Raw genomic sequence first — 22,991 nt, forward strand, 5'->3', positions numbered from 1 at the left:
TGTTCTCCTTATTAAATATATTCCCGCCGGTTCATTCCCAGCAGACAAAAAACTTCATAGGTAATGGTATTCCACCATCCGGCTAATTCCTCAGGGGTGATAGGGGTATTCCCCGGCCCACCCAAAAGAAAAGCCTCATCCCCTGGGACAACGCCCCTTCCTTCACCCATAAGATCGGTTACGTCAACTGCCGTCATCTGCATACAGATACGCCCACGAATAGGTACCCGCTTGCCATGAATGATCATGTATCCCGTGTTGGACAAAGAGCGACTGTAATTGTCGGCATACCCGACTCCAATAATCGCAACCACCGAATCACGCTCGGCAGTAAACGTCCAGCCATAGCTGATGGATTCACCTTTTTTCAAGGGGTGGACCTGTAAGACCGGGGCAGACACATCCATTGCTGAACGACACCCCTGCCCACGCGATTCCCACTCAGTATCCTGAAAGGGGTTGCCTCCATACAGAGATATCCCCAACCGTAAGGAATCCATACGGCACTGTTCGTGGACCATGCCTCCGGCGGAATTCGCCAGATTGGCTTCCACGTCAAAACCCGCTTTTGCCAAACCGTCCAAAGCGATTTGAAATCTGGCAGCCTGCATGGTGACACGCTCTCCACATTCCGGTTCGTCTGCCGAGGCCAGATGCGAAGTCGCCATAACCGGTGTCACCCGACTTTTCTTGAGGGCTTCGGTCACTTTATCCACTTCTTCGGGCAAGAATCCGAGCCGTCGCATGCCGGTATCAAATTTGAGACAAATATTCAGTGGACCATTCTTTTCCGCGGCGTTGATTACCCGAGTGAGTTGATCAAAATGCGAAATAGCGGTCAGGATGTCATGCTCCCAAAGGGCCTGAATATCATCATCGCCCAATGGTCCAAGCAAGGCAAAAATTCGTTTGGTACACCCGGACTGACGCAATAAAACGGCTTCATTGACGAACCCAACGGCAAAGGTATCCGCGCCTTCACTTTCCAAGGCATGACAAACTTCGGCCAAACCGTGACCATATGCGTCAGATTTGATAACCGGGATAACGTTGTCATGGTTTTTTTTGAAAAGACGGTAGTTCTCACGCAAACGATCAGTGTGGATCGTGACGCGCAGCTTATTGTATTCTATAGCCATTACTTTCTCTTAAATAACTTTTCCAGATCAAATGCAGACCAGTGCAAAACAGTAGGCCGTCCATGAGGGCAGTAGTCTCGCTCCGGGGTTTCCAACCAAACTTCAAGCAAGGCCAAAGCTTCATCAACGGCCAAAGGCTGATTGGCCTTGATAGCGGTCTTGCAGGCCATCATGGTCCAAAGATCGTCCAAACCACGCGCCTTCTCAGCCAACGCATCTGTCAGATACTCCTTGGCCTTACCCGTATCCAAAGTGGGCGGAATACCGCGAACCAGCACCTTGGTAGGGCCGTCCAATTCAAGAACAAAGCCCATAGAACGCAATTCCTTACGCACATCCTGAAAAATTTCGACCTGACTGGAATGCAACGGGATTTCCAAAGGCAGAGCCAGCGGCTGAGAATCACCCTTTGTTCGCTGATCACGCATGGCTGCGAGCAACACCCGTTCATGAGCCGCATGTTGATCCACAAGCACCATGGAATCACCTTGACGCAAAACAAGATAGGTATCCGCAATCTGACCGAGATAGGTAAAACCACTTCCGGCCAACGGCGCTTCCTGAACAGCGTTTGGTCGCCCGGACATTTGTGGCGCAGCAGGTTCCCGAACCATGGAGGCCGATGGCGGCATCGGTAAATCGAGATTTTTTGAATGAACCGTGTCCGACTGAAAATCTCGATATGTAGAAAATTTAGGTCCATTCCCCATGGGCGCGGGCTGATGGTTCCGCTTGGCCGATGTCGATGAAAACATGGAACCAGTGGCAGCCGGAATACCGCTTGAAGGCATAGGCCGAGTAAAAGTCTGTTCGGGAGAGGACATGGTTTCCATACCGGGGCCGGTCAGGGCCTGCATGATGCCGCCTCGAATAGTGGAGAACACCTGACTTTCCTCAACGAACCGAACTTCCAGCTTGGCCGGATGCACATTCACATCCACCTCATCACGAGGCAGCTCAAGGAACAAGACGATCTGCGGATATTCGCGAGACAGAAGCATACCTTTATATGCCTGTCGGACAGCGGAAAGCATGAGCTTGTCCTGCACCTGACGACCATTAACATACAGCAAAATACGGTTGCCTCGCCCTTGCGCGGTGGCCGGAGCACCAGCGACACCGTGAGCACGGTACCCATTTCGCTCAAAATAAAATGGCGTCAACCCTTCACAAATATTCGGCGGCCAAAATGCACTCAGTCGGGTCGTCAGGTCCTGATCCACAGGCAGTCGAAAAGCCTCCCGTCCGCCCATGGTCAAAGAAAATCCAGTGGACAAATGAGCCAGGCTGGTCCGCATAAGCGTATCCTGACAACGACGATTCTCCGTGGCTTCAGTCTTGAGAAATTTAAGCCGCGCCGGAGTGTTGGCAAACAAGTCCCGCACCTCAACACGAGTACCGGAAGCCAGGGCCGCAGGCCCTTCACCAACGACTTCACCAGACCGAACCTCGATAGAGGCAGCTTCATCAGCTCCTTGCGCACAGGAGGTCATCACAAACCGCGACACCGAAGCAATACTGGGCAACGCTTCACCACGAAAGCCAAAAGAACCAATGGCGGACAGATCTCCGAACTCACGAATTTTGCTGGTGGCGTGCCGAGTTACGGCCAAATTAAGTTGATCCCCATTGATGCCCGAACCATTGTCCTGCACAACCATGAGTGCACGTCCGCCATTTTCCAGCGTCACATCCACACGAGTAGCCCCAGCATCAAGGCTATTTTCCACCAATTCCTTGACCACGCTGGCAGGTCGCTCCACCACTTCACCGGCAGCGATCTGATTCTTCAAGCCCGGAGGCAGAATTTTAATTTCAGGTATATGTGTCATGCTAAAAACTCAGGAGGTCAAAACCCAATTTAAACTGATTGTCATTAGGCTTCTGGGTAAAGGCAAAATACAATGAATAGCACTCGGCCGCCCAATCAAGTTGGAGCGTCCGCTCAATATCACGACTCGAAACGAAATCATGACGGTACTTGCCGCTGATCGCAAAATCTTCAGACGCCTGCCACTTAGCTTCAAGCCTCAGGATGGACATTTCATCTGTCCGTTCCCGCAGGTATTCGTCAACTTCGGCCTGAAAATCGTAACCAACAACAATTTCACCCAAGTCATCATCGAGCAACTTGAGCGAAGTTTCGCTCTGGGTCATGTCGCTCATGTATGGAGAGAACCAGTTTCTGGTCAGGATCTCAATGAACGTATCCGGTTTGATCCGCAATTCTGCCATGACGTCAGAGAACGGACGGCGCTCATATTTTGATCTCTGGTCATTGCGACTTCCCTCTTTCAAATCATAGGACTGCTCCACGCGGAAGAGCAGGAAATCCAGATAATCGATGGAAGTTTTTGCCACAGGTTCGCCGTCTTTGCCGGGTGACAACATCACACTGTCACGTCGTCTGTCGAGGGTGTTGGTCAACGAATACGTCACCCTATTTTCCCCGTCGATACGGTCATAGGCATCAAAATACGGCAGCTTGGACTGGCCGGTAACGGTCGGGGTGTACCCGTATTGTACACGAGGCACGATGGAATGTTTAAGGCGAGTCCAGCGGGATGTTCCTGCCAGACTGAGTTCCGGCTTAGCCGCTTCGTTAATAGTAAATGTCTTGGTCATTTCTGAAAACGCAGTGAAACCGGCAGACCACAGGGTACGGCTCTGGAAACCGCCTTTAATTTCGTCGGTGTTGATAACCTGATCTCGACCACCCGGCCCATCAACTGTAAGCTCGCCGGTCTTTTCATGCGAGGTCAGACTGTAGGCAGTGTAATCGGCAGACACCGAAGGAATCAGTGTCAACAAACTGGTCTTGATGGGCATTTTCACTTCAGGGGTTACACGGAATCGGTGACCGGAGTTTCCGTATTCCCTATAAAAATAATTATATTTCGTTCCCATGGAGACTTCAAGCGGCGATCCAAACAACGACTGCTGAAAAGCAAAACCATCGAGTTCTGGCATTTTCTGGACTGTATCGTTCTTGTCAGTGGGATTATTGTCGTTCATAAACCGCAGGTTCTGATCATACTGAACCAATCCGACCACACCGAATCGATCCCAACTCCGACTTATATAGGCGGTACTGAAACGATCCAGGGAATCCTTGTTCTCGATATCACGACCAAAAATATCAACAAAATCTTCACGGGCGGTATCGAACCCGGTTGGACCATCTTGAAAATCGCGCAAATAATTCTGATCAGATACCAAATCAAGATCCAACTTGACCTTCCATTTGGGGCTGCCGAGCCAACCATCATATTTACTGCGGACCCACCAGCGATCCTGATTATTTCGGGTCAGACCGTCTCCCTGATAATCATCCCACTCGTCAGCTTCAGTGGATGCCCTACGGTTATCCCGCATCACATCCACCTGCCACAACCCCTTGGTATCAGCGTCTTCAGCGTGCCTAAATTGAATGCCTTGCATGTAGCCACGCTTGCTCATGTAATTCTGATAAAAAGTGGCATCCATTTCGTCGTTGATAACCCAATAATACGGCAGGTTGACCTGCATACCAAGTTTTTTACTGCTCGAAATAGAAGGGATGAGAAAGCCACTCTGCCGTTTGGTTCTTCCGGGTAAAGCCATATACGGCCAATAAAAAACCGGTACATCCTTGATGCGGAAGGCCGAACGATAGAGATGAACGCGACCGTCCAAAGTGACATCGCCTTCCTCGGAAGTCACAGACCACGCGGGCTTCTCTCCAGAACAAGACGTAACTTTGGCATTTTTGAAAGAATAGCTATCGCCTTTATTCTTGGCGACCCGATCAGCTTCGACATAAATATGCGGCTTGGCCATGAACAACTTGCCCTTCTTGAGCCAGCCAGTCATGTTATTCAGATCAAATTCGCCTTCCTCCGCCTGAAGGAAATCACCACCCCACTGCGCTCGGATATTTCCCTTAAGGAAAACCCAACCCGTGGACTGATAATACCGTGCAAAATCAGCGCGCAACTGATCCTCACCAAGACTCAACGAGCAGTTGCCAAAGGCTTCCATATACTCACTGGTATGATCGCCCACCACCCGATCAGCGGAAAAAGTCCATTCGGCTTGATCAGGTTGTTCGACAGGGGCTTCGGGCACGTATCGACGCACCCGATTCGGCTCGGGAGTCTTGCCGATGAGTGTCCACGGCAGGCACAACGAGAGAACAAGGATCGCTCCTGCGACCAGAGCTATGTGCGTCAACTTTCGTTTCAAGAAAATCTCTTCCTACCTGGATGTCAGGTACGGGTTGTCCTGGTTCAAATAATTTTGCACGTAATCCTTTGCCCCATCTTCGAGACTCGTCATTTTCACGTCGCACCCAACAGCTGAGAGCTTGCCCATGTCTGCCTGGGTAAAATACTGATATTTATCACGAATAGATTCAGGCATGGGAATATATTCAATATTCGGCTCTTTATCCAGCGCAGTAAAAACCGAATTGGCCAAATCATTCCAGGTTCTTGCAGTTCCTGTACCGATATTAAAGATGCCGCCCGTATCCTTATGTTCCAAAAACCAAGCCATAATATCGACGCAGTCCTTAATATATACGAAGTCACGCTTCTGACCGCCGTGGGGATATTCATCACGGTAGGATTTGAACAATTTAAGTTGGCCGGTCTCCAAAATCTGTTTGTGTGCTTTGCAGATGACCGATTTCATATCATCTTTATGGTATTCGTTAGGCCCAAATACATTGAAAAACTTGAGACTGACAATCTGATCGAGAATACCAGAATCCTTGGCCCAGATATCGAACAGCTGCTTGGAATAGCCATACATATTCAACGGCCTGAGTTTATCTATGCCATCATGGTCGTCCTTGAAACCATACTCGCCATTCCCATAGGTCGCTGCGCTGGAAGCGTTAATGAACCGTGCTCCATGGGCAAGGCAAAATCGACATACATACTGTGTATAGCGGTAATTATTTTCCATAAGGAAATCGGCATCCAGTTCCGTGGTGGAAGAACAGGCGCCCATATGGATAACCGCATCAGTTTCAAATTGATCATCGCCTTCAAGAATAAATTTGAGGAACTGATCGCGGTGCAAATAGTCCTGATAGCGCAACCCCACAAGGTTGCTCCATTTCTCACTCGTGGAGAGGTTGTCGACAACCAAAATGTCATCGATACCCATCTGGTTGAGCTTCCAGACCATGGCGCTGCCAATGAACCCTGCGCCACCCGTGACTATATACATAAAATCTCCTCGTTGACGAAAAATGACACACCGTTACGGTGTAAACAACTATACATACTGTGTTAGCGACAGGGACGCAACCCGAAGAATCAGGACTTTCCTGCCGCCTTCATACATTTATTATTGTATTATTTTTTAGCAGCCCCCCCTTGCGCCATGCACAACTCTTGCGTATATTCATAAAACATGTGGCACCAGCTTATTCAAACTCATTGGAAATAATCTCTAAAGGAGTGAAATCATGAATCAATCCAAAAAAATGCTCATGCTGACTCTTGCCGCTGTCATGGTGTTCACCTTCGCCATGGCTGCAACCGCAAGTGCAAAGATGGTCAAACAAGTCGATAATTTTATCCTCTTTGTTGACCAGTCAGGCTCTATGGCCATGACCCATGAAGGTCTCGGTGAGAAAAAGATCGATCTGGCCGTACAGACGATCAAGGCAATGAACAAGGCTATCCCCGAGCTTGACTACAACTCTGCCGTGTTCATGTTTGCCCCGTTCGAAGCCAAATGCCCACCCAAGGCATACGACAAGGCTTCTGTAGACGCTGCAGCGGATCGTATCACGACTGAATATGAAATTTTCAATCGCAGCACTCCTCTGGGCGCAGGCCTGGCAGATGTCGCCCCTGTAGTTGCCAGCATGTCGGGTAAAACCGCTCTGGTTATCTTCACTGATGGAGATTCCAACATCGGCGCCGACCCTGTCGGTGTTGCTCAGGATCTGTACAAGACTTACGGCGACAACCTGTGTGTCCACGTTGTCAGCTTTGCCGACAACGCAGCTGGCGAAGCCACCATCAACGGCATCCGCAAGGCGTTCCCCTGCTCCGTAGCAACCGACGCAGCGACCTTGATGAACACAGCAGCCATGGATCAGTATGCAGAACAGGTTTTCTACGATGTAGTCGCAGATGAACCTACACCTGCTCCTGTAGTAACCCCGATGGCCAAAGAAGTTGTATCTTTCAACCTGAACTTCGGCTTTGACAAGTATGCAATCACCGACGAGATGGTTCCTGTGCTTGAACAGGCTAAGATGATTCTGGAAGAAGACTCTGCAGCAACGTACGAAGTGTCTGGTTACACTGACTCCACCGGTGCAGAAGCATACAATCAGGGTCTGTCCGAACGCCGCGCCAACTCCGTCGTGGAATGGCTGACCGCCAACGGCATTGACGCTTCCCGCCTGGAAGCCAAGGGCTATGGCGAAACCAATCCGAAGTATGACAATACCACCAAGGAAGGCCGCAGGCTGAATCGTAGGGTTGAAATCCAAACCAAGTAGAGCTATACAGAAATGGCTGGGCGACACTGTCGCCCAGCCTATAGCTCTGGTTAGAGGATTCAACACCATGAAGACATTTGTTTTATCAGCCTTTTTGGCCGCATTTCTGACCGGGGCTTTTTTTGTGCCCGCTGCAAATGCTCAAGACACTACCGCCACCACCAAGGTGGCAATAGCTGCTCCAAGCGCAACAACACCAGCCGTATCCAGTAAAAATCTACCGATTTATCTTGATCATGACTTGGCTAAAAAACATGCGGATTTCACCCGTTTTGCCAAAGTCCGGGTCAAAGCCATGGACAGAAACCACCGTCTGGCCAAAAGCCGCATGCAGATCACCAAACTTTCCAACGGCTCCTACAAAGCTCTCTATCACGCCATCGACTATGCAACTGTAGTCTGCAAAGTACGCCGCTCCAGCTCAAAATCCATTCCATATGTTGCGATTCTTAGTTACCGTGAAATGATCATGGAAACGACTGCATTATCCCCTGAAAAATGTCGTACAGGCGAATTCAAACCAGTCTCAATTATCCCCAACCGCCAGATATTCAGCCACAAAAAGGGCCGCTGGCAATAACAAAAAGGTTGACCTTCGCAGGACGAACTCACAGCTCGGTCTTGTCGTGCGTCTCCCCTCCAGCAGGAACAATCATGGACGGACAGAAAAGAAAAGATATCAGCCCCGGTTTGCAAGTAAATATAGTCCTGAAAAAAGACCAACGATCCGGCAGACTGACCCAGGGGGTCGTCGCCAAACTCCTGACAAAATCCCCAACTCATCCCCATGGCATCAAGGTTCGCCTTGAAGACGGTCAGGTCGGACGAGTCAAAGAAATTCTCCCGGAATAAGGTCGTCCCTTCATGACCATGCACATATGGGTCGATGCGGACGCCTGTCCCAATATTATCAAGGACATTCTGTACAAGGTTGTCGCACGGCGTCAGGTCAAACTGACACTGGTGGCCAACATATCTCTTTCCGTACCATCTTCGCCTCTCATCAATTCCATTGTTGTCCCTTCCGGCTTTGACGAAGCCGACAATGAAATTGCCCGTCAGGTCTCACCCGGCGATCTGGTAATCACTGCTGATATCCCTCTGGCAAATGCCATTGTGGATAAAGGTGCTACTGGCCTCAACCCTCGTGGCGAGTTGTACACCGAGGATAATGTCAAAGGCCTGCTACGCATGCGCAACCTTACGGAAGAACTCCGTAGCGGTGGAATGGTAGCGGGTGGCCCGCCACCGATCGGTCCTAAAGACAAACAGGAATTTACCAACCAACTCGACCGATTCCTGACACGAAACATGAAAAAGCCCGTCCTCTAAGAGGACGGGCTTTTTATTTCTATTCTCAAACAACTCACATTGTTCAAATGACGCTACAAAACGTCACAATACTACTATTCAGCAAGCTTTACCTTAATGGCAGCAGCAATAGCCTTACCCTGCTCGTAGCATTTTGCCAAAGCATCGTGATCAGGCACATACTTAACCTTGACCGGGTCCACGACTTCCATATTCATGTCGTTCAGCCACTGGGTCAGGACCTTGACGCACTCACCGGACCAACCAAAGGAACCGATGGCTGAACCAATCTTGTCCTTCGGACGCAATCCCTTCATGTACGTCATCATGTCGGACATAAGCGGCAAAATACCATTATTGTGTGTCGGGGAACCAAGAATCACGGCAGCGGAGTCAAAGACTTCGTGCATAACTTCGGAATGATGGTTGTACTTCATGGACATGAGTCGCACGGAGACACCTTCATCTACCAAGGCGCTTGCCACGGCTGTGGCCATCTTCTCCGTGGAATGCCACATGGAATCATAGACGATGACGGCTTTGTTCTTGGGCTTCTGTTCAGCATACTCAACGTACTTGTCCATGGCCCACTGACAATCTTCACCACGGAACATAAGACCGTGATCAGGGCAGAGCATGTCCAACTCAAGATTCATTTCTTTCAAGAGCTTCATAGTCTTGAGCACGACCGGGGAGTATGGCAGCACGATATTCGCGTAGTAGAAACGCATCAGTTCTTCCAACTTATAGCGATCCACTTCATCGGCGAAACGCTCGGAAGTAGCCCAGTTCTGCCCAAAAGCGTCATTGGTAAAGGCTATTTTGTCTTCCGGGCAGTAGGTCAACATGGAATCAGGCCAGTGCAGCATACGGGTCTCAATAAATGAAAGATGCCGTTTGCCGATACAAATTTCAGTCCCGGTGGGAACCACTTCAACAGGCCAATCCTTGTAATGGAAATGGGCCATCATGGCTTTCTGCCCCATGGGAGAAGTATAAATTTTCTTGGGCTGGTATTTTTCAATGGCCAACGCCAGACAACCGGCGTGATCGGGCTCAAGATGGTTGATAACAAAATAATCGATTTTGCGATCACCCAACACCTGAGCGATATTGCACTGGAGGGTACCCCAGAACTCTTCCGCGACGGTGTCGACCAGGGTAACATTCTCATCCATGATCAAAAAGTTATTGTACGTAGTTCCCATCGGGGAATTGGAATAGCCATGAAAATTCCGGCGATTCCAGTCTACCGAACCAATCCAGAAAATATCATTCTTAATTTCAACTGGTTTCATTTCTCTCTCCACATTGAACAGTCAATCAATCGTTATGGCAAAAAGAGACGCGAGCAACAGCACGCGTCTCAGGCCCGAAGTCTTCAGGCGAAAATTTAATCTTCCGGGACAAAGTTGTCCTTGGGAGCGCCGCAAATGGGGCACAACCAGTCTTCAGGCAGGTCATCAAAACTGGTACCAGCCGGGATGTCGGAATCAGGGTCACCCTGCTCAGGGTCGTACACATAGCCGCAAATTTCACACACATATTTCTGCATGGGTCCATTCTCCTTTTGGTCTGTCATATTCGCAGTCGCCGCCGCCGCTGTCAACTTATCCGGGTTTGTTTCAACCGGCAATTCACAATCAGCTTTGGTTGATCCTGGCCCCATAAGGGGACGAAAGCACTTCTTGGTGCCACCGCAGATAGGGCATCGCCATTCATCCGGGATGTCTTTGAAAAAAGTTCCTTTGGGGATCTTCCCCCTGCGGTCACCCTTATCAGGGTTGTATATATACCCGCAATTCACGGTCTGGCATTGATACATTTCTTCCGGATTTGCCATGGCTGCTCCACAAAAATTTGGGGTAAAAAGGGCGGGCATCAAAGCCCGCCCGTACAGATGTCTTTTTAAACATCAAGAGTGATACGGATGTCCCACTCCTGACGTCAAACTACGCAGCCCAGAGGCCGTGCAGATTGCAATATGCTCTCACTGAGATATCACCGGACAGGCCACAAGCACAGAACTCGGCTTCAGGAGCATCTCCGGGTTTAATCATTTTGACAAAACAGGTGTCACCGACCATGACTTCAATCCACTCAATATAATGTTTTTCTTCCATAGGATGAGCAACCTCACCGACCTTGACGGTAATCTTGTCGCCATCCTTGGTCATGACAGGCACATGCTTTTCGACAGCGGCATCGACGGTATTCTCGGCCATAAGAACCATGTCCTGACCGCAACAAACGAGGTCTCCAGCGCCTTCATGAATAGCCAAGACGATGTTACCACACGCTTCACACTTGTAAATTTCACCCATTTTGATTCCCATGTCTCAATCTCCTTAAATAATGTGGTTTACCAGTTGGTATCTTTCATTTCGAAATGAGCCTGGGGATGATCACAGGCCGGACACTTGGCGGGAGCAGTCGTACCGGTATGGTTATAGCCACAGTTCTGGCATCGCCACACGATTTCAGTATCCTTTTTAAAAACTTTACCGGCCTCGATATTGGCTATCAAAGACTTGTAACGTTCCTCATGATATGCCTCGGCAATGGCGATGTTCTCCATGACACAGGCGATCTCGGTAAAACCTTCGTCCCGTGCGATCTTGGCAAAATCAGGGTACATGCATTCGTGTTCTTCTTTCTCTCCGGCGGCTGCTGCATACAAATTTTCCAGCGTGGTGCCGATCTTTCCAGCAGGGAAAGTCGCTGTAATTTCAGCGTCGCCACCTTCAAGAAATTTGAACAAACGCTTGGCGTGTTCCTTTTCATGATTGGCTGTTTCCGTAAAAATATTGAATATCTGAACGTATCCTTCCTTTTTCGCCACGCTGGCAAAATAGGTGTATTTGTTACGGGCCTGAGACTCGCCGATGAAAGCGGTCAAAAGATTCTTTTCAGTCTGTGTACCTTTGAGCGACATTGAAGCTCCTCCTACCCGACTGAATGCCGGGTTGATGCTGATTAGTGAGTTTTCACCAGTTCATTACACCAAATATTTGGCGTTGTCGTATTATTTTGTCTCATCAAAAACACGATTATGCAGAGGTTGCACGATATGATTTTGACCACGCTCATTAACTAGGAATCATTCCTAATTAATAATTTTAATGCTGTCAAGTTACTTTTCTTAAAAATAAACAGAAAAATCATGTTGATAAACGACACGAGCCAGACAAGGGACTCCCTGTCTGGCTCGTAACTGCTCACAGGAACAGTGTGTCACGAATTCATATTTACTGCTGTTCTTTCTGACACTTTGGGCAAATGCCCACGAATTCGACATTAGTATTCAGAATTTTATAACCCGCAGCATATTCTTCAGGCAATTGCGGAATGACAATATCACATTCCACATCAGCAACTGCGGTACAAATTTCACATCTGATATGAGGATGGGGTTCAGCTGTCCCATCAAATCGTTTCTGTTCACCAGGGCCACCCAGCTTGAGAATTAATCCTTGAGACGAAAGGAATTCAAGATTTCTGTACACCGTACCAAGACTGATACGGGGAATGATCTTGCGAACCATATCATAGACTTCATCTGCAGTGGGGTGACATGTCACCTTCTGCAATTCTTCCAATATCACTTTCCGTTGTTTGGAAAGGCGAAAACCCATTTCATGCGCCATGGAGAATCCTCCGATTTATTTAATAACAATTACTATTAACAAAAACAGCAACTGTCAAGATGTATCATCTGTCGTTTTGTAACAGTTCCCACTAACGTAGAATTTGATTTCGTGCAAATGGCTGAAGCATGCTATTTTGCGGACTTTTCGTTCTAAAAACGAATTCTTACCCTTCATGTTGACGCAAAAAAAAAGACCCGACTATTGTCGGGCCTCTTTTCATTATATTCAGGATGTCTCTAATTACGGAACTTGGCTACGAGTTCCGACAGGTTCTGTGCCATTTCCGAAACCTCCAGAATACCACGATTGGATTCCTGGATGCCGGAAAGGACTTCTTGCGACAGATCATTAATCTGCGTCACCCGAGTATTAATTTCATCGGATGTCGAGGATTGTTGTTCGGCCGCCGCTGCGATCCCGTTGACTCTGTCCGCTATGGAGTTGGAATGCTGCACGATTTCGTCCAGTACACCACCGGCTTTCTGGGCCATGCCAGACGTATTGAGCACACGTTCCTTAGCACTGTCCATTTCCTTGACGACATCTGCCGTGGACTGCTGAATCAAAGAAATGGCACCTTCCACTTCCTTGGTAGCATCCATGGTTTTCTCAGCCAGCTTCCTGACTTCATCAGCAACAACCGCAAAGCCGCGACCGGCTTCACCAGCTCGGGCAGCCTCAATAGCTGCATTCAAAGCCAACAGATTGGTCTGGTCAGCTATATCATTAATAACAGCCATGACCTTGCCGATATTTTCTGCACGACTGGACAAGGAGCCCAAGGCTACTGCCAGATTTTCAGTGATATCAGCCACAGTGTTAATTTCGACCACAGTTTCACCAACCACGGTACCGCCATCAGCGGCAACCTTGTTGGCTCGGTTGGAAGCCTCGGCAGTCTCGGAAGCGTTTCTGGCCACTTCAAGAACAGTGGCATTCATTTCTTCCATGGCCGTTGCGACCTGACTGGTCTGATCTGCCGTAGTATCCACACCACGAGCCAGTTCACGCATATGGTCAGACAAAGCGTCAGAAGCCTCATTAAGCCTGTTGGCAACTTCGGTGACTTCGTTGGCGACCACCAGCAGATTCTGCCGTTGCAAATCAATGTTCTTCTTGTCCTCTTCCTCACGGGTCAGATCAATAAGCACACAGATGACGCCCACAGCCTTGCCTTCTGCATCCTTAAGAGGAGAAGCCTCAAAGAGGAGTGGGAAGTCTACACCGTCATTACGCTGGTAAACGAATCGCCCGGTAACAGGCTCGCCAAGACCAATGACGTCAGCCGCATTACAAGTGGCCTCATTCTCAGAATCACAGACGAAGATATCGGAAACAAACCGTCCCTTGACCTCCTCTTCCGAGAGACCAAGAATTGTCCGCAGAGGCGGATTGATAAACTGAAGACGCAAGTCCTTATCCGACACGAAGAGCGGCACCACAATGCCATCGAGTACGCTCTGATTGTACTGAAGTTGATCCCTGATCTGATCAACCATCTCACCGAGATATCGCGACAGGGAGCCAAGTTCATCGCTGCCTGTCACCGTAAACTTGGCATCAAGATTGCCTTTGCTCACTTCTTCTGTGGTGGCTGCGATGTTTGTAATGCGATTAACAATTGCCCGACGCATGAAAATGATCAGGGCTGTCAGCAATGCAATCACGCCAAAAACAGAGATTGCTGCGGACTTGAATTGGTTGTCCTTAAGGGCATTGAACTGTGGGCTGACATCAATGGCCACGACCATGGAACCAAGAATTTTCCGGCTCCTGCCATGACAATGATAACACTCAGCACTATTCTCAATTGATTTCACCTCGGCAAAATGCAATTTGCCGTCGATATCCATGAGTTCACCCGCAACGATCTTTTCTTTCAAACTCTTCCGAATAAGATCGGGAAGCCCATTTTCATGACGAATCTTGAAAATATTCTTTCTTTCGGCTTCAGGCTCAGTGGCGTAGGTAACCTCACCCTTATAGTCAGTCATATAGACTTTGGTATCCGGGTACCGTGCGGCCATATCCTCGAATTTGATCTCGGTACCTTCGTTATCCCCCACTGCCATGGGATCTTCGATGGCAATATACAGCATATCAGCCACACGTTCAGCGGCTGACTCAACTTCATGCAGGGTATGATCCCTTGTAGAAATAGAATTGTAGATGAACAGTCCTGCGAATGCGACCACCGTCAAGATGGAAGAAAGCAGGATGACTTTGACGCCAAGGGATTTCCTGATAAATTTCATACTGCCCCCTAGTGCGCCCCGCCGTAGAGCAGCGGCTTGAAGTCAAACGCGTCAATCCTTTGGGGATTGTGACAAGAAGTGCAGTCTTCCATACTCAGGCTGCCCTTGATCAAATCGGAGTCCCCTCCCGACTCCACGTGGTCATAGCCAGGTCCATGACAGACCTCGCAACCACAGTCGGCCAATCCCGGCGTCTGCTCAAAGCTGACGAAACCACCCGGTTGACCGTATCCTGTCATATGACAGGAATAACATTCAGCAAGCTCCTCCTGATTCAGGTCAGAAGCCATAATTTTTACGGATTTACCCGAATGGGCTTTTTTCGCAAATTTTATAAAATTTCCATATTCCTCTTCGTGACATTCGCCGCACGATTCAGAGCCAACGTATTGACCGGAATTCGTCCGACCAACGCTCGCCATTGCAACCGTGACAACAAAAGCGGCCACAACGAGAATAAGGCTTCCTTTGTACCAAACCGCTCTCTTCAACATGAACCAACCCCCGTAACGTGTAGAACACTCGGGAGGGCCATCACCCTCCCGATATAATTCCGTATTTCATAGATGGTTTTTCCAAGCAGGTAAAGTACTCGCTGAAATCGATTCGCTACTACCAATCCAATGTTGCTTTAAACGCCCCTGCCAAAGCATCAACCTCTTCCCGCAACACTGTATTATCGGCATATTCAACAATAAGTTGAGGGTCATCAGTTACTTTGCCTATGCAAGCAAAAGTTTGGCCCGCGAACTGTTTTTCAAAAGCATCCTTATTTGCACTATCAACAGACACCACAAATCGGCTAGCAGACTCGGAATAAAGTAGGCTGGTCACATTCATGTCGCCGCAGGTGGGAACCTTGGACAAGTCCACTTCGGCTCCCAGACGGCCACCGATACACATTTCAGCCAGAGCCACGCCCAAACCACCATCAGAGCAGTCGTGACAGGCGGTGATCAAATCATTCTGCGTTGCTGCAAAGACGGCTTCGTACCGAGTTTTTGCGGAGATCAGATCGACCTGAGGTACATCGGGATTGGAAAATCCAAGTTGTTGCACGACTTCACTACCACCCAACTCAGGACGAGTCAGACCGAGCACATACACAAGATCGTCACCCTTCTTAAAATCCGAAGTCAGGCACTTGTTTACGTCCGGGATAACACCGATGACCGAGAACAGCACGGTCGGCGGAATGGAAATCTTCTGGCCGCCGCCCTTGTAATCGTTCTTCATGGAATCCTTGCCGGAGACACATGGAACACCAAAACCGAGGCAGTAATGAGCCAGAGCCTGATTCGCACGCACCAGCTGAGCCAACTTGTAACGACCATCAGGGGTGGATTCGGACTGAACCGGGTCGCACCAGCAGAAGTTGTCACAACCGGCCATATAATTGACGTCACCGCCAACAGCCACGGCGTTACGAATACCTTCATCAATGGCGTTGGCCATCATCCAATAGGTGTCGTAGTCAGAGAATTGCGGACAGATACCGTGGGAGACAACCAGCCCCTTGTCCGTGCCGAATTCAGGACGAATCACACCGGCATCAGACGGACCGTCAGCCTTGACGCCCACCATGGGTTTGATCGCGGATTTGCCCTGAACTTCATGGTCATACTGACGGACCACGTATTCCTTAGAACAAATATTAAGTCTGCCGAGCATGTCCTTAAGCAGACCGCTTTGATCTTCAGGAACCGGAACTTCATCTTTTACAAATTCGGGCCGCTCCCAAATGGCGGTCAGTTCCATCTGCGGCACGCCATTATGCAGAAATTCCATATCCAGACAGGTGACGATCTTGTCACCGTAACGGACCAGATACTTGCCGGAATCGGTATAATGGCCAAGAGCCGTGGACTCAACATCCATCTCCACGGACAGAGCCATGAAGTCGTCGAGTTTCTCAGGCGGGACAGCCATGGTCATGCGTTCCTGCGCTTCGGAAATAAGAATTTCCCAAGGCTTCAATCCGTCATACTTGAGCGGGGCCTTGGCAAGATCCATATCAAACCCACCGGAATCTTCGGCCATCTCACCCACGGAGGAGGACAAGCCGCCCGCACCGTTGTCGGTGATGGCGTTATACAGGCCGCGATCACGGGCACGCATAAGGAAATCATACATCTTGCGCTGAGTAATGGGGTCGCCAATCTGGACGGCTGTGGCCGGACTTCCTTCGTGCAGTTCTTCAGAGGAGAACGTTGCACCATGAATACCGTCCGCACCGATTCGACCACCTGACATGACAATGATGTCGCCAGGCAACGCGCATTTCTCGTGGGAAGGTTTACCTGCCACGGTTACCGGCATGGTGCCGATGGTACCGCAGTAAACCAAAGGCTTACCGAGATAACGCTCATCGAACACAATGGAACCATTCACCGTGGGAATACCGGACTTGTTGCCGCCGTGTTCAACGCCTTCACGAACACCTTCGAACACACGACGGGGATGCAGCAATCTCGGAGGCAATTCGCCTTCATAAAAAGGATCGGCAAAACAGAACACATCGGTGTTGCACAGGAGGTTCGCACCAATACCTGTGCCCATGGGATCACGGTTAACACCCACGATGCCTGTCAATGCTCCGCCGTAAGGGTCAAGGGCGGAGGGAGAGTTATGCGTCTCCATCTTCACACACACATTCATGGTGTCGGAAAAACCAATGACACCGGCATTATCCTTGAAAACCGACAGACAGTAGTCACCGCCTTCCCGGATGGCGGCATTACGCTCGCGAATCTGCTTGGTGGAACCCTGAATGAACGTCTTGTAAAGACTGGAAAGCTCTATGGTCTTGCCAGTTTCAGTGTTCTCATAGCTAATCTTCGCGCTGAAAATCTTATGTTTGCAGTGCTCGGACCATGTCTGGGCCAGCACTTCAATCTCTGCGTCAGTGGGGTCCACAGACATGCCCATGGACTCACGCTCGGTTCGGACTGCAGAATCAGCGTAGTAACTGCGGATGTCATGCATCTCACGCAGAGACAAGGCCAAGGTATTGGCGCGAGAAAAGTCTGTCATTTCCTGATCGGACATGGTGGACAAGGGAATAATGACCACTTCGTCGGAAGCCTGCCCTGTAACACGAGCAGCCTTGGCCTCAAAGCCGGGATCGGACTTCCATGTTCCCGTGGACTTGTACTCATACCGCTGAATCAATTCGTTGGCCAACAGGTCCTTGGACACATGCTGAATATCAGTCTCGTTCATGTCAGCGCATATGAGGTACTGTTTGGAGGTATAAACCTTGACCCCTTCCAAAGCCTCTTTGTCCAACCCGAGAGCCACACCGAGTGTTTCCCGAGCGGTACGACCTTCGTTGTCAGTCACACCAGGACGGAACCCGACCTCGACAATCCAGTCAAAATCACGTGCCAGCGGCTTAAGTGCCACTTCATGCAGAACCGGATCGTGCAGGGCTGCTCGCTCCAGAGCCATATCAACCTGCTCCTGCGACAATCCTTCCAGAGTAAAAACATTGACAATGCGAATGTCTTGAACATCCATACCAAGTTCACTCTTGATCTTGCGGGCGACTCGCTCACCCAGCACGTCACGGACGCCTTGCTTTAGTCCAACGACGATACGACACAACATGATAGATCTCTCCTCACCGGCTGCCGCGCATTGGCATGTCGACAGGCAACCGCACATTTTATTAAAAGCAGAAGGCCGATCCCCTGCCTGGGAACCGGCCTGAAATTACTTGGTTCTGGTCAGCACAAAATCCGCAGCCTGTTTAAGCACGGAGAGTTCTTCCCCAGGCTCGAAACCATCCAAACACGCCTTGGCCTTCTCCACATACGCCGCGGCCTCTTCGCGAGTCTTCTCCGAATATCGGCCTTCCCTCACCTGCGCCAAAAGATCTTGACACTGCTCGTCTGTCAGCGACTTCTCCTTGAGGGCCTCCAGCAGAGTTTCACACCCGGCTTCATCGCCTTCTTCCATGAGCAAAATCAACGGCAATGTGACCTTACCTTCCTTAAGATCGCCGCCTTCAGGCTTGCCGGTCTCGGAAGTGGGAGACGCATAATCCAAAGCATCGTCCACCAATTGGAATGCGATGCCAAGGTTCAGACCGTATTCACCGGCTGCATCCTCCTGTTCTGGAGTCGCCCCGGCCAAAACAGCACCGCATCGACAGGCACACTCAATGAGTCGAGCTGTCTTGCCGATGATGATTTCCATATAGGTCTGACGGTCCAAAGAAGGATCTTTGGAAAAAGCTATTTCCTCGATCTCGCCCACAGCGGTTTCCATGGTGCCTTTGGCCAGCAACCAGGAAAGCTTGGCATTGCCGTAGCGGGCAGCCATCTCATTGGCCAAGGCCAACAGGGCATCGCCTGCCAGAATAGTCTCGGTACGGCCAAAGACCAGATGCGCAGCAGGTCTGCCACGCCGCAACTCGGCATCGTCGAGATAGTCGTCATGCAGCAGTGTGGCCGAATGCAACAGCTCAAGCGAACAGGCAATGGCGTGATGATCATCCTTGTCATACCCGAGCGAACGGGCAAACAACAAGGTGAGTAGGGGCCGGATACGTTTACCGCCAGAGCCGATAATATGCTTGGCAACATCCCGGACCAGCCCATTCAGCTGATCGGCCTCTTTGTCGAGAAAACCGTTGATCTCAGGGAGTTCTCGTTGAAAATATCGTAAAAGTTCTTCCATATCTCAATACTATGTCAGGTTGCGGGTTGAGGGGCAAGCCCCGTTTTACGCGGTAAAAAGCGTTTCGGCAGCCTCGCCGAGCCGCCTGAGCGCTCCTTTCAAATCCCAATCCTCGGCATCACGGGAACCGACCATATTGGAAATGGTCCTCACTTCCAAAAAGGGCATATCCGCCCGTTTGGTGCCATAAGCCATTCCGAAGCCTTCCATATTCTCCACGTTGGCATTGCAGGACACCTTGAGCCAGCCTGCCCGCTCGGGAGTACCAGTTACACTACTGACAGTGACAGAAGAGGCACGCAGCCATTTGTCCCCCAGCGTCAGTTCCATAACTTTGGCATCATTCACCGGATTCAGCTTGACCCGATTCCAGACGATCTGCCCATCAGCTTGACCCTGCGGAAACCCGATCCCCTTGGGATCAACACTCCCCTCTTCATCCAGCAGACCATATTCGGGCCATGTTTCCTGCCAGCAATAGCAGGTGGACAACATGGGGAATTCATCCAAATCATAGGCTCCGGCAATACCCATGTTGACCACACCATCTACATCATCCCGCTCCAGAAGAGCTCCGAGTATCAAGGCCGTATTCACCAGCCCCACACCGGTCACGGCCAGAAGCAGGGTGTGCCCATTGAAGTCATGTTCCACCATTTCCCCCTGTGCCATTCTCGGCGCATCAGGAAAAACAGCTTTCATCTCATTGGGGGTTGCCGTCACTACTACAATCATGTGGAATCCTTACAATCGCCAATATGCGATATCTTCAGCTTCAAGTTCTGCGCGGTCGAAAAAGCCTTTCACATCCACAATCAGTGCGGTGTCGGGATTGGCAAACCACCCTTTCAAATCAGCAACCGGGATAGTCGCGTACTCATCATGAGACACGGCCAGTATCAACGCATCCAAATTTCGCATTTCGTCCAGCTCACACAATTCGATACCCAAAACATCACGGGCTTCTTCATGATCCGCCTCGGCGTCATGCACCAGGATATCCACGCCGTAATCATTCAATTCCTCAAGGATATCGACCACCCGCGTATTGCGCAGATCTGGCACATTTTCCTTGAAAGTCAAACCGAGCACACCAATACGGGCACCCTTGATCTTGCAGTCATTATTGATAAGCCGCTTGATGGTGGATTCGGCAATAAACTTGCCCATATTATCGTTGATCTCACGACCAGCTAGAATAACATGAGGGTGGAATCCCATGGCCTCGGCCTTGAAGGTCAGATAATACGGATCAACACCGATACAGTGTCCGCCCACCAAACCAGGGCGAAAAGGCAGGAAATTCCATTTTGTACCGGAGGCCTCGAGTACATCCAACGTATCGATGCCCATGGTATCAAAAATCAGAGCAAGTTCATTCATAAGCGCAATATTCAGATCGCGCTGAGTGTTCTCGATAACCTTGGCAGCTTCCGCCGTACGAATATCCGGGGCCAGATGTGTTCCAGCCTTGACCACGGTACCGTAAACATCCTGCAACAGCTTGCCGGACTCCTCATTCTGGCCAGCTACAACCTTGACGATGGTCTCCAGCCGGTGAATCTTATCGCCGGGATTAATCCGCTCGGGAGAATAACCCACCCAGAAATCCTCGCCGCACTTGAGACCGGACTCGGCTTCAAGGATCGGGACACAAATTTCTTCAGTCAGGCCGGGATATACCGTGGATTCGTAAACGACCACGGAACCACGTTGTAAATGCTTGCCCACAGACTCACTCGCACCCTTAACCGGACGCAAATCAGGGCTACGAAATTCGTCGATGGGTGTCGGCACAGCCACCAGAATAAGCCGAGCCTTCGCCAAATCAGCCAAATCGGCCGAAAAGGTCAAATCCACATCGTCACCAACCGTGGAAAAGTCCACCTCATTGGTACGGTCGATACGCTGGTTCAATTCTGCCACACGCTTTTCGGAGACATCGACACCAATAACATTGAAATGACGCCCCAGAGCCACGGCCAGTGGCAATCCCACATAACCCAGTCCAACAATAGCGATACTGTCGGCCTTGCTCTTCAATTGATCAAAAGAAATCATGCTCATTATTCTCCATTAACCCGTTCGGGTGGACACCGACACTGTTCTATGGCTATCTATTTGCCATGAACATCGACTGGTCGCTTCTTATCCTTGCGGTGGGGTTAGCCTTTGTTTTCGAAGGCATTCCCTATTTTCTCTTTGCCGAGCGCATGCCGCTCATGCTTATTCGACTGGCTGAGCAACCACCAAAGTTCCTGCGGTTCATCGGTCTAGCCGCAATTATTCTCGGCCTGCTCGTTATTTCGTTTGGACGCTCTTTGCACCCTTAGGTTTTTTCTTGATCGGATTTTTCTTTGCTTTCTCAGCCGCCTTTTTCGGGGCGGCTTTCTTTTTGGGCACAGTCGTCTTCGGTATCAGCGCACCCTCGGGGGCTGAAGCCTTTACCGTTTGGACAGGCTTTTCAGCCACATGCAAATACACAATGCCAGACATCAACGGCACATTATAGACACGCTCGAATCCAGCTGAAAGCAGTTCATTACCGAGCGCTCGCTCATCTGGAAAACTCTTGATGGTCTCTGCGAGATATCTATACGCGAAAGGATCACCGGAAATCCGGTCTCCTATGAAAGGAAGCAATTTGTCGAGATAAAAATTGTACAGCCCTTTCCAGACCCGCTTGGAGCCTGTTCCGAACTCAAGAATACAAAGTCGTGCACCGGGCTTGAGCACCCGATAAAATTCGGCATAGGCATCTTCACGCGGCAAGATGTTACGGATACCAAAGGCGATAGTGGCCGCTGACATGGACTCATCAGGCAAAGGCAGTGCTCGACCATCAGCCTGAACCGGGAAAATACGCGATTCACGGCCTTTCTTGAGTTTTTTTACCTTGCCATTCTCAAGCATGGGCAGCGCGAAATCCAAGGCCGCAACTTTGCATCCCGGATATTGTCTGAGCAGTTCCACGGAAACATCCATGGTCCCGGCAGCAAGATCGAGCACGATACCATCAGGGGCAGGCCGCGCAGCCTTAGCCAAACGATAACGCCAATAAATATCCTGCCCCAACGACAAGGCATGATTCAAGAAATCATACCATCCGGCAATTCGACCAAACATGTCGGCCACTCGTTTGCCATGCTCTGCGTGGGTACTCGCGCCAGTGTGGGATTGGCATTCTGGCTTGGTCATCTATTCGCTCTTTTCCGCCAGTTCAGCCTCGCGAGAGCCATCTCCGACAGTCTGGCCGGTGACAGTACGCATGACGTCCTTGTAGATGACATCAAAATTCTGCCCAAAATTGGAAGGGGAAATACGTCCGACCTCGATAAATTTGATCACCACTTCCTTGGCGACCTGCAAGGCCTGCTTGTCAATCTTATCCATTATAATCTCCCGGGTTTCAATGGAAAAAACCGCCCGGTGGGAAATGGCCTTG

22 protein-coding genes and 1 pseudogene are annotated in these 22,991 nt (G+C 50.0%); 5 read left to right on the forward strand and 18 right to left on the reverse strand.

Annotation, left to right across the window (positions count from 1 at the left end):
- Nucleotides 1-11 precede the first annotated feature (11 nt).
- Genes alr through rfaD form a run of 4 tightly spaced genes read right to left on the reverse strand, consistent with a single transcriptional unit; the run spans nucleotide 12 to nucleotide 6,356 of the window.
- On the reverse strand, nucleotides 12-1,139 hold the full coding sequence (gene alr / locus SYK_RS09640; RefSeq protein WP_281760050.1) for an alanine racemase: 1,128 nt from the start codon (nucleotides 1,137-1,139) through the stop codon (nucleotides 12-14).
- Nucleotides 1,139-2,971 carry a DNA mismatch repair endonuclease MutL gene (gene mutL, locus SYK_RS09645; protein ID WP_281760051.1) on the reverse strand — a complete coding sequence of 611 codons (1,833 nt, stop codon included), beginning with the start codon at nucleotides 2,969-2,971 and terminating at the stop codon, nucleotides 1,139-1,141. The genes alr and mutL overlap by 1 nt, the downstream gene beginning before the upstream one ends.
- A 1-nt stretch (nucleotide 2,972) precedes the next feature.
- Nucleotides 2,973-5,363: an LPS-assembly protein LptD gene (locus tag SYK_RS09650; RefSeq protein ID WP_281760052.1), complete on the reverse strand. Its 2,391-nt coding sequence runs from the start codon at nucleotides 5,361-5,363 to the stop codon at nucleotides 2,973-2,975.
- 12 nt (nucleotides 5,364-5,375) lie between these two features.
- Nucleotides 5,376-6,356: an ADP-glyceromanno-heptose 6-epimerase gene (rfaD, locus tag SYK_RS09655; protein ID WP_281760053.1), complete on the reverse strand. Its 981-nt coding sequence runs from the start codon at nucleotides 6,354-6,356 to the stop codon at nucleotides 5,376-5,378.
- A gap of 241 nt (nucleotides 6,357-6,597) precedes the next feature.
- On the opposite strand from rfaD, the gene SYK_RS09660 reads away from it, so the two are divergent.
- The 4 genes from SYK_RS09660 (at nucleotide 6,598) to SYK_RS09675 (ending at nucleotide 8,979) form a co-directional block, all read left to right on the forward strand.
- Nucleotides 6,598-7,647 carry an OmpA family protein gene (locus tag SYK_RS09660; RefSeq protein ID WP_281760054.1) on the forward strand — a complete coding sequence of 350 codons (1,050 nt, stop codon included), beginning with the start codon at nucleotides 6,598-6,600 and terminating at the stop codon, nucleotides 7,645-7,647.
- Between the two features lie 67 nt (nucleotides 7,648-7,714).
- Nucleotides 7,715-8,227, forward strand: coding sequence for a hypothetical protein (locus SYK_RS09665; RefSeq protein ID WP_281760055.1), 513 nt, complete (start codon nucleotides 7,715-7,717; stop codon nucleotides 8,225-8,227).
- 74 nt (nucleotides 8,228-8,301) lie between these two features.
- Nucleotides 8,302-8,499 carry a YwbE family protein gene (locus SYK_RS09670; protein WP_281760056.1) on the forward strand — a complete coding sequence of 66 codons (198 nt, stop codon included), beginning with the start codon at nucleotides 8,302-8,304 and terminating at the stop codon, nucleotides 8,497-8,499.
- Nucleotides 8,500-8,517: 18 nt separating this feature from the next.
- Complete coding sequence (locus SYK_RS09675; RefSeq protein ID WP_281763262.1) at nucleotides 8,518-8,979, forward strand: YaiI/YqxD family protein; 462 nt, start codon at nucleotides 8,518-8,520, stop codon at nucleotides 8,977-8,979.
- A gap of 74 nt (nucleotides 8,980-9,053) precedes the next feature.
- On the opposite strand, the gene SYK_RS09680 is transcribed toward SYK_RS09675, so the two are convergent.
- The 12 genes and pseudogenes from SYK_RS09680 to SYK_RS09735 form a co-directional block, all read right to left on the reverse strand.
- Entirely contained in the window at nucleotides 9,054-10,256 is a 1,203-nt protein-coding gene (locus SYK_RS09680; protein ID WP_281760057.1) for an FprA family A-type flavoprotein, read from the reverse strand.
- 95 nt (nucleotides 10,257-10,351) lie between these two features.
- Nucleotides 10,352-10,540 (reverse strand): rubredoxin, encoded by a 189-nt coding sequence (gene rd / locus SYK_RS09685; RefSeq protein WP_431194132.1) that lies wholly within the window; start codon nucleotides 10,538-10,540, stop codon nucleotides 10,352-10,354.
- Between the two features lie 48 nt (nucleotides 10,541-10,588).
- Nucleotides 10,589-10,801, reverse strand: a pseudogene (locus tag SYK_RS09690) (rubredoxin); the annotation flags it as partial.
- A 109-nt stretch (nucleotides 10,802-10,910) separates the two neighbouring features.
- Entirely contained in the window at nucleotides 10,911-11,294 is a 384-nt protein-coding gene (locus SYK_RS09695) for a desulfoferrodoxin (RefSeq protein WP_281760058.1), read from the reverse strand.
- A gap of 26 nt (nucleotides 11,295-11,320) precedes the next feature.
- Nucleotides 11,321-11,893: a rubrerythrin gene (gene rbr, locus SYK_RS09700; protein ID WP_281760059.1), complete on the reverse strand. Its 573-nt coding sequence runs from the start codon at nucleotides 11,891-11,893 to the stop codon at nucleotides 11,321-11,323.
- Between the two features lie 313 nt (nucleotides 11,894-12,206).
- A complete protein-coding gene (locus tag SYK_RS09705; RefSeq protein WP_281760060.1) occupies nucleotides 12,207-12,605 on the reverse strand; it encodes a Fur family transcriptional regulator in 399 nt (132 codons plus the stop codon).
- A gap of 239 nt (nucleotides 12,606-12,844) precedes the next feature.
- Nucleotides 12,845-14,863 (reverse strand): methyl-accepting chemotaxis protein, encoded by a 2,019-nt coding sequence (locus SYK_RS09710; protein WP_281760061.1) that lies wholly within the window; start codon nucleotides 14,861-14,863, stop codon nucleotides 12,845-12,847.
- An 8-nt stretch (nucleotides 14,864-14,871) separates the two neighbouring features.
- Nucleotides 14,872-15,357 (reverse strand): cytochrome c family protein, encoded by a 486-nt coding sequence (locus SYK_RS09715; RefSeq protein WP_281760062.1) that lies wholly within the window; start codon nucleotides 15,355-15,357, stop codon nucleotides 14,872-14,874.
- 118 nt (nucleotides 15,358-15,475) lie between these two features.
- Nucleotides 15,476-18,472: a phosphoribosylformylglycinamidine synthase subunit PurS gene (locus tag SYK_RS09720; protein ID WP_281760063.1), complete on the reverse strand. Its 2,997-nt coding sequence runs from the start codon at nucleotides 18,470-18,472 to the stop codon at nucleotides 15,476-15,478.
- Nucleotides 18,473-18,577: 105 nt separating this feature from the next.
- Nucleotides 18,578-19,546, reverse strand: a complete 969-nt coding sequence (locus SYK_RS09725) for a polyprenyl synthetase family protein (protein WP_281760064.1) — start codon at nucleotides 19,544-19,546, stop codon at nucleotides 18,578-18,580.
- A gap of 45 nt (nucleotides 19,547-19,591) precedes the next feature.
- Entirely contained in the window at nucleotides 19,592-20,281 is a 690-nt protein-coding gene (gene mqnB, locus SYK_RS09730) for a futalosine hydrolase (protein ID WP_281760065.1), read from the reverse strand.
- A 9-nt stretch (nucleotides 20,282-20,290) separates the two neighbouring features.
- Nucleotides 20,291-21,613, reverse strand: coding sequence for a nucleotide sugar dehydrogenase (locus tag SYK_RS09735; protein WP_281760066.1), 1,323 nt, complete (start codon nucleotides 21,611-21,613; stop codon nucleotides 20,291-20,293).
- A gap of 59 nt (nucleotides 21,614-21,672) precedes the next feature.
- Here SYK_RS09735 and SYK_RS09740 point away from each other — a divergent pair, with 59 nt between their 5' ends.
- Nucleotides 21,673-21,879: a DUF2065 domain-containing protein gene (locus tag SYK_RS09740; RefSeq protein ID WP_281760067.1), complete on the forward strand. Its 207-nt coding sequence runs from the start codon at nucleotides 21,673-21,675 to the stop codon at nucleotides 21,877-21,879.
- On the opposite strand, the gene SYK_RS09745 is transcribed toward SYK_RS09740, so the two are convergent.
- Together SYK_RS09745 and SYK_RS09750 are read right to left on the reverse strand one after the other, a co-directional pair.
- Nucleotides 21,848-22,744: a ubiquinone/menaquinone biosynthesis methyltransferase gene (locus SYK_RS09745; protein ID WP_281760068.1), complete on the reverse strand. Its 897-nt coding sequence runs from the start codon at nucleotides 22,742-22,744 to the stop codon at nucleotides 21,848-21,850. The two genes, SYK_RS09740 and SYK_RS09745, sit on opposite strands and share 32 nt — an antisense overlap.
- On the reverse strand, nucleotides 22,745-22,939 hold the full coding sequence (locus tag SYK_RS09750) for a hypothetical protein (protein ID WP_281760069.1): 195 nt from the start codon (nucleotides 22,937-22,939) through the stop codon (nucleotides 22,745-22,747).
- Nucleotides 22,940-22,991 lie beyond the last annotated feature (52 nt).

The organism is Pseudodesulfovibrio nedwellii, assembly GCF_027923765.1.
Lineage (GTDB): Bacteria > Desulfobacterota > Desulfovibrionia > Desulfovibrionales > Desulfovibrionaceae > Pseudodesulfovibrio > Pseudodesulfovibrio nedwellii.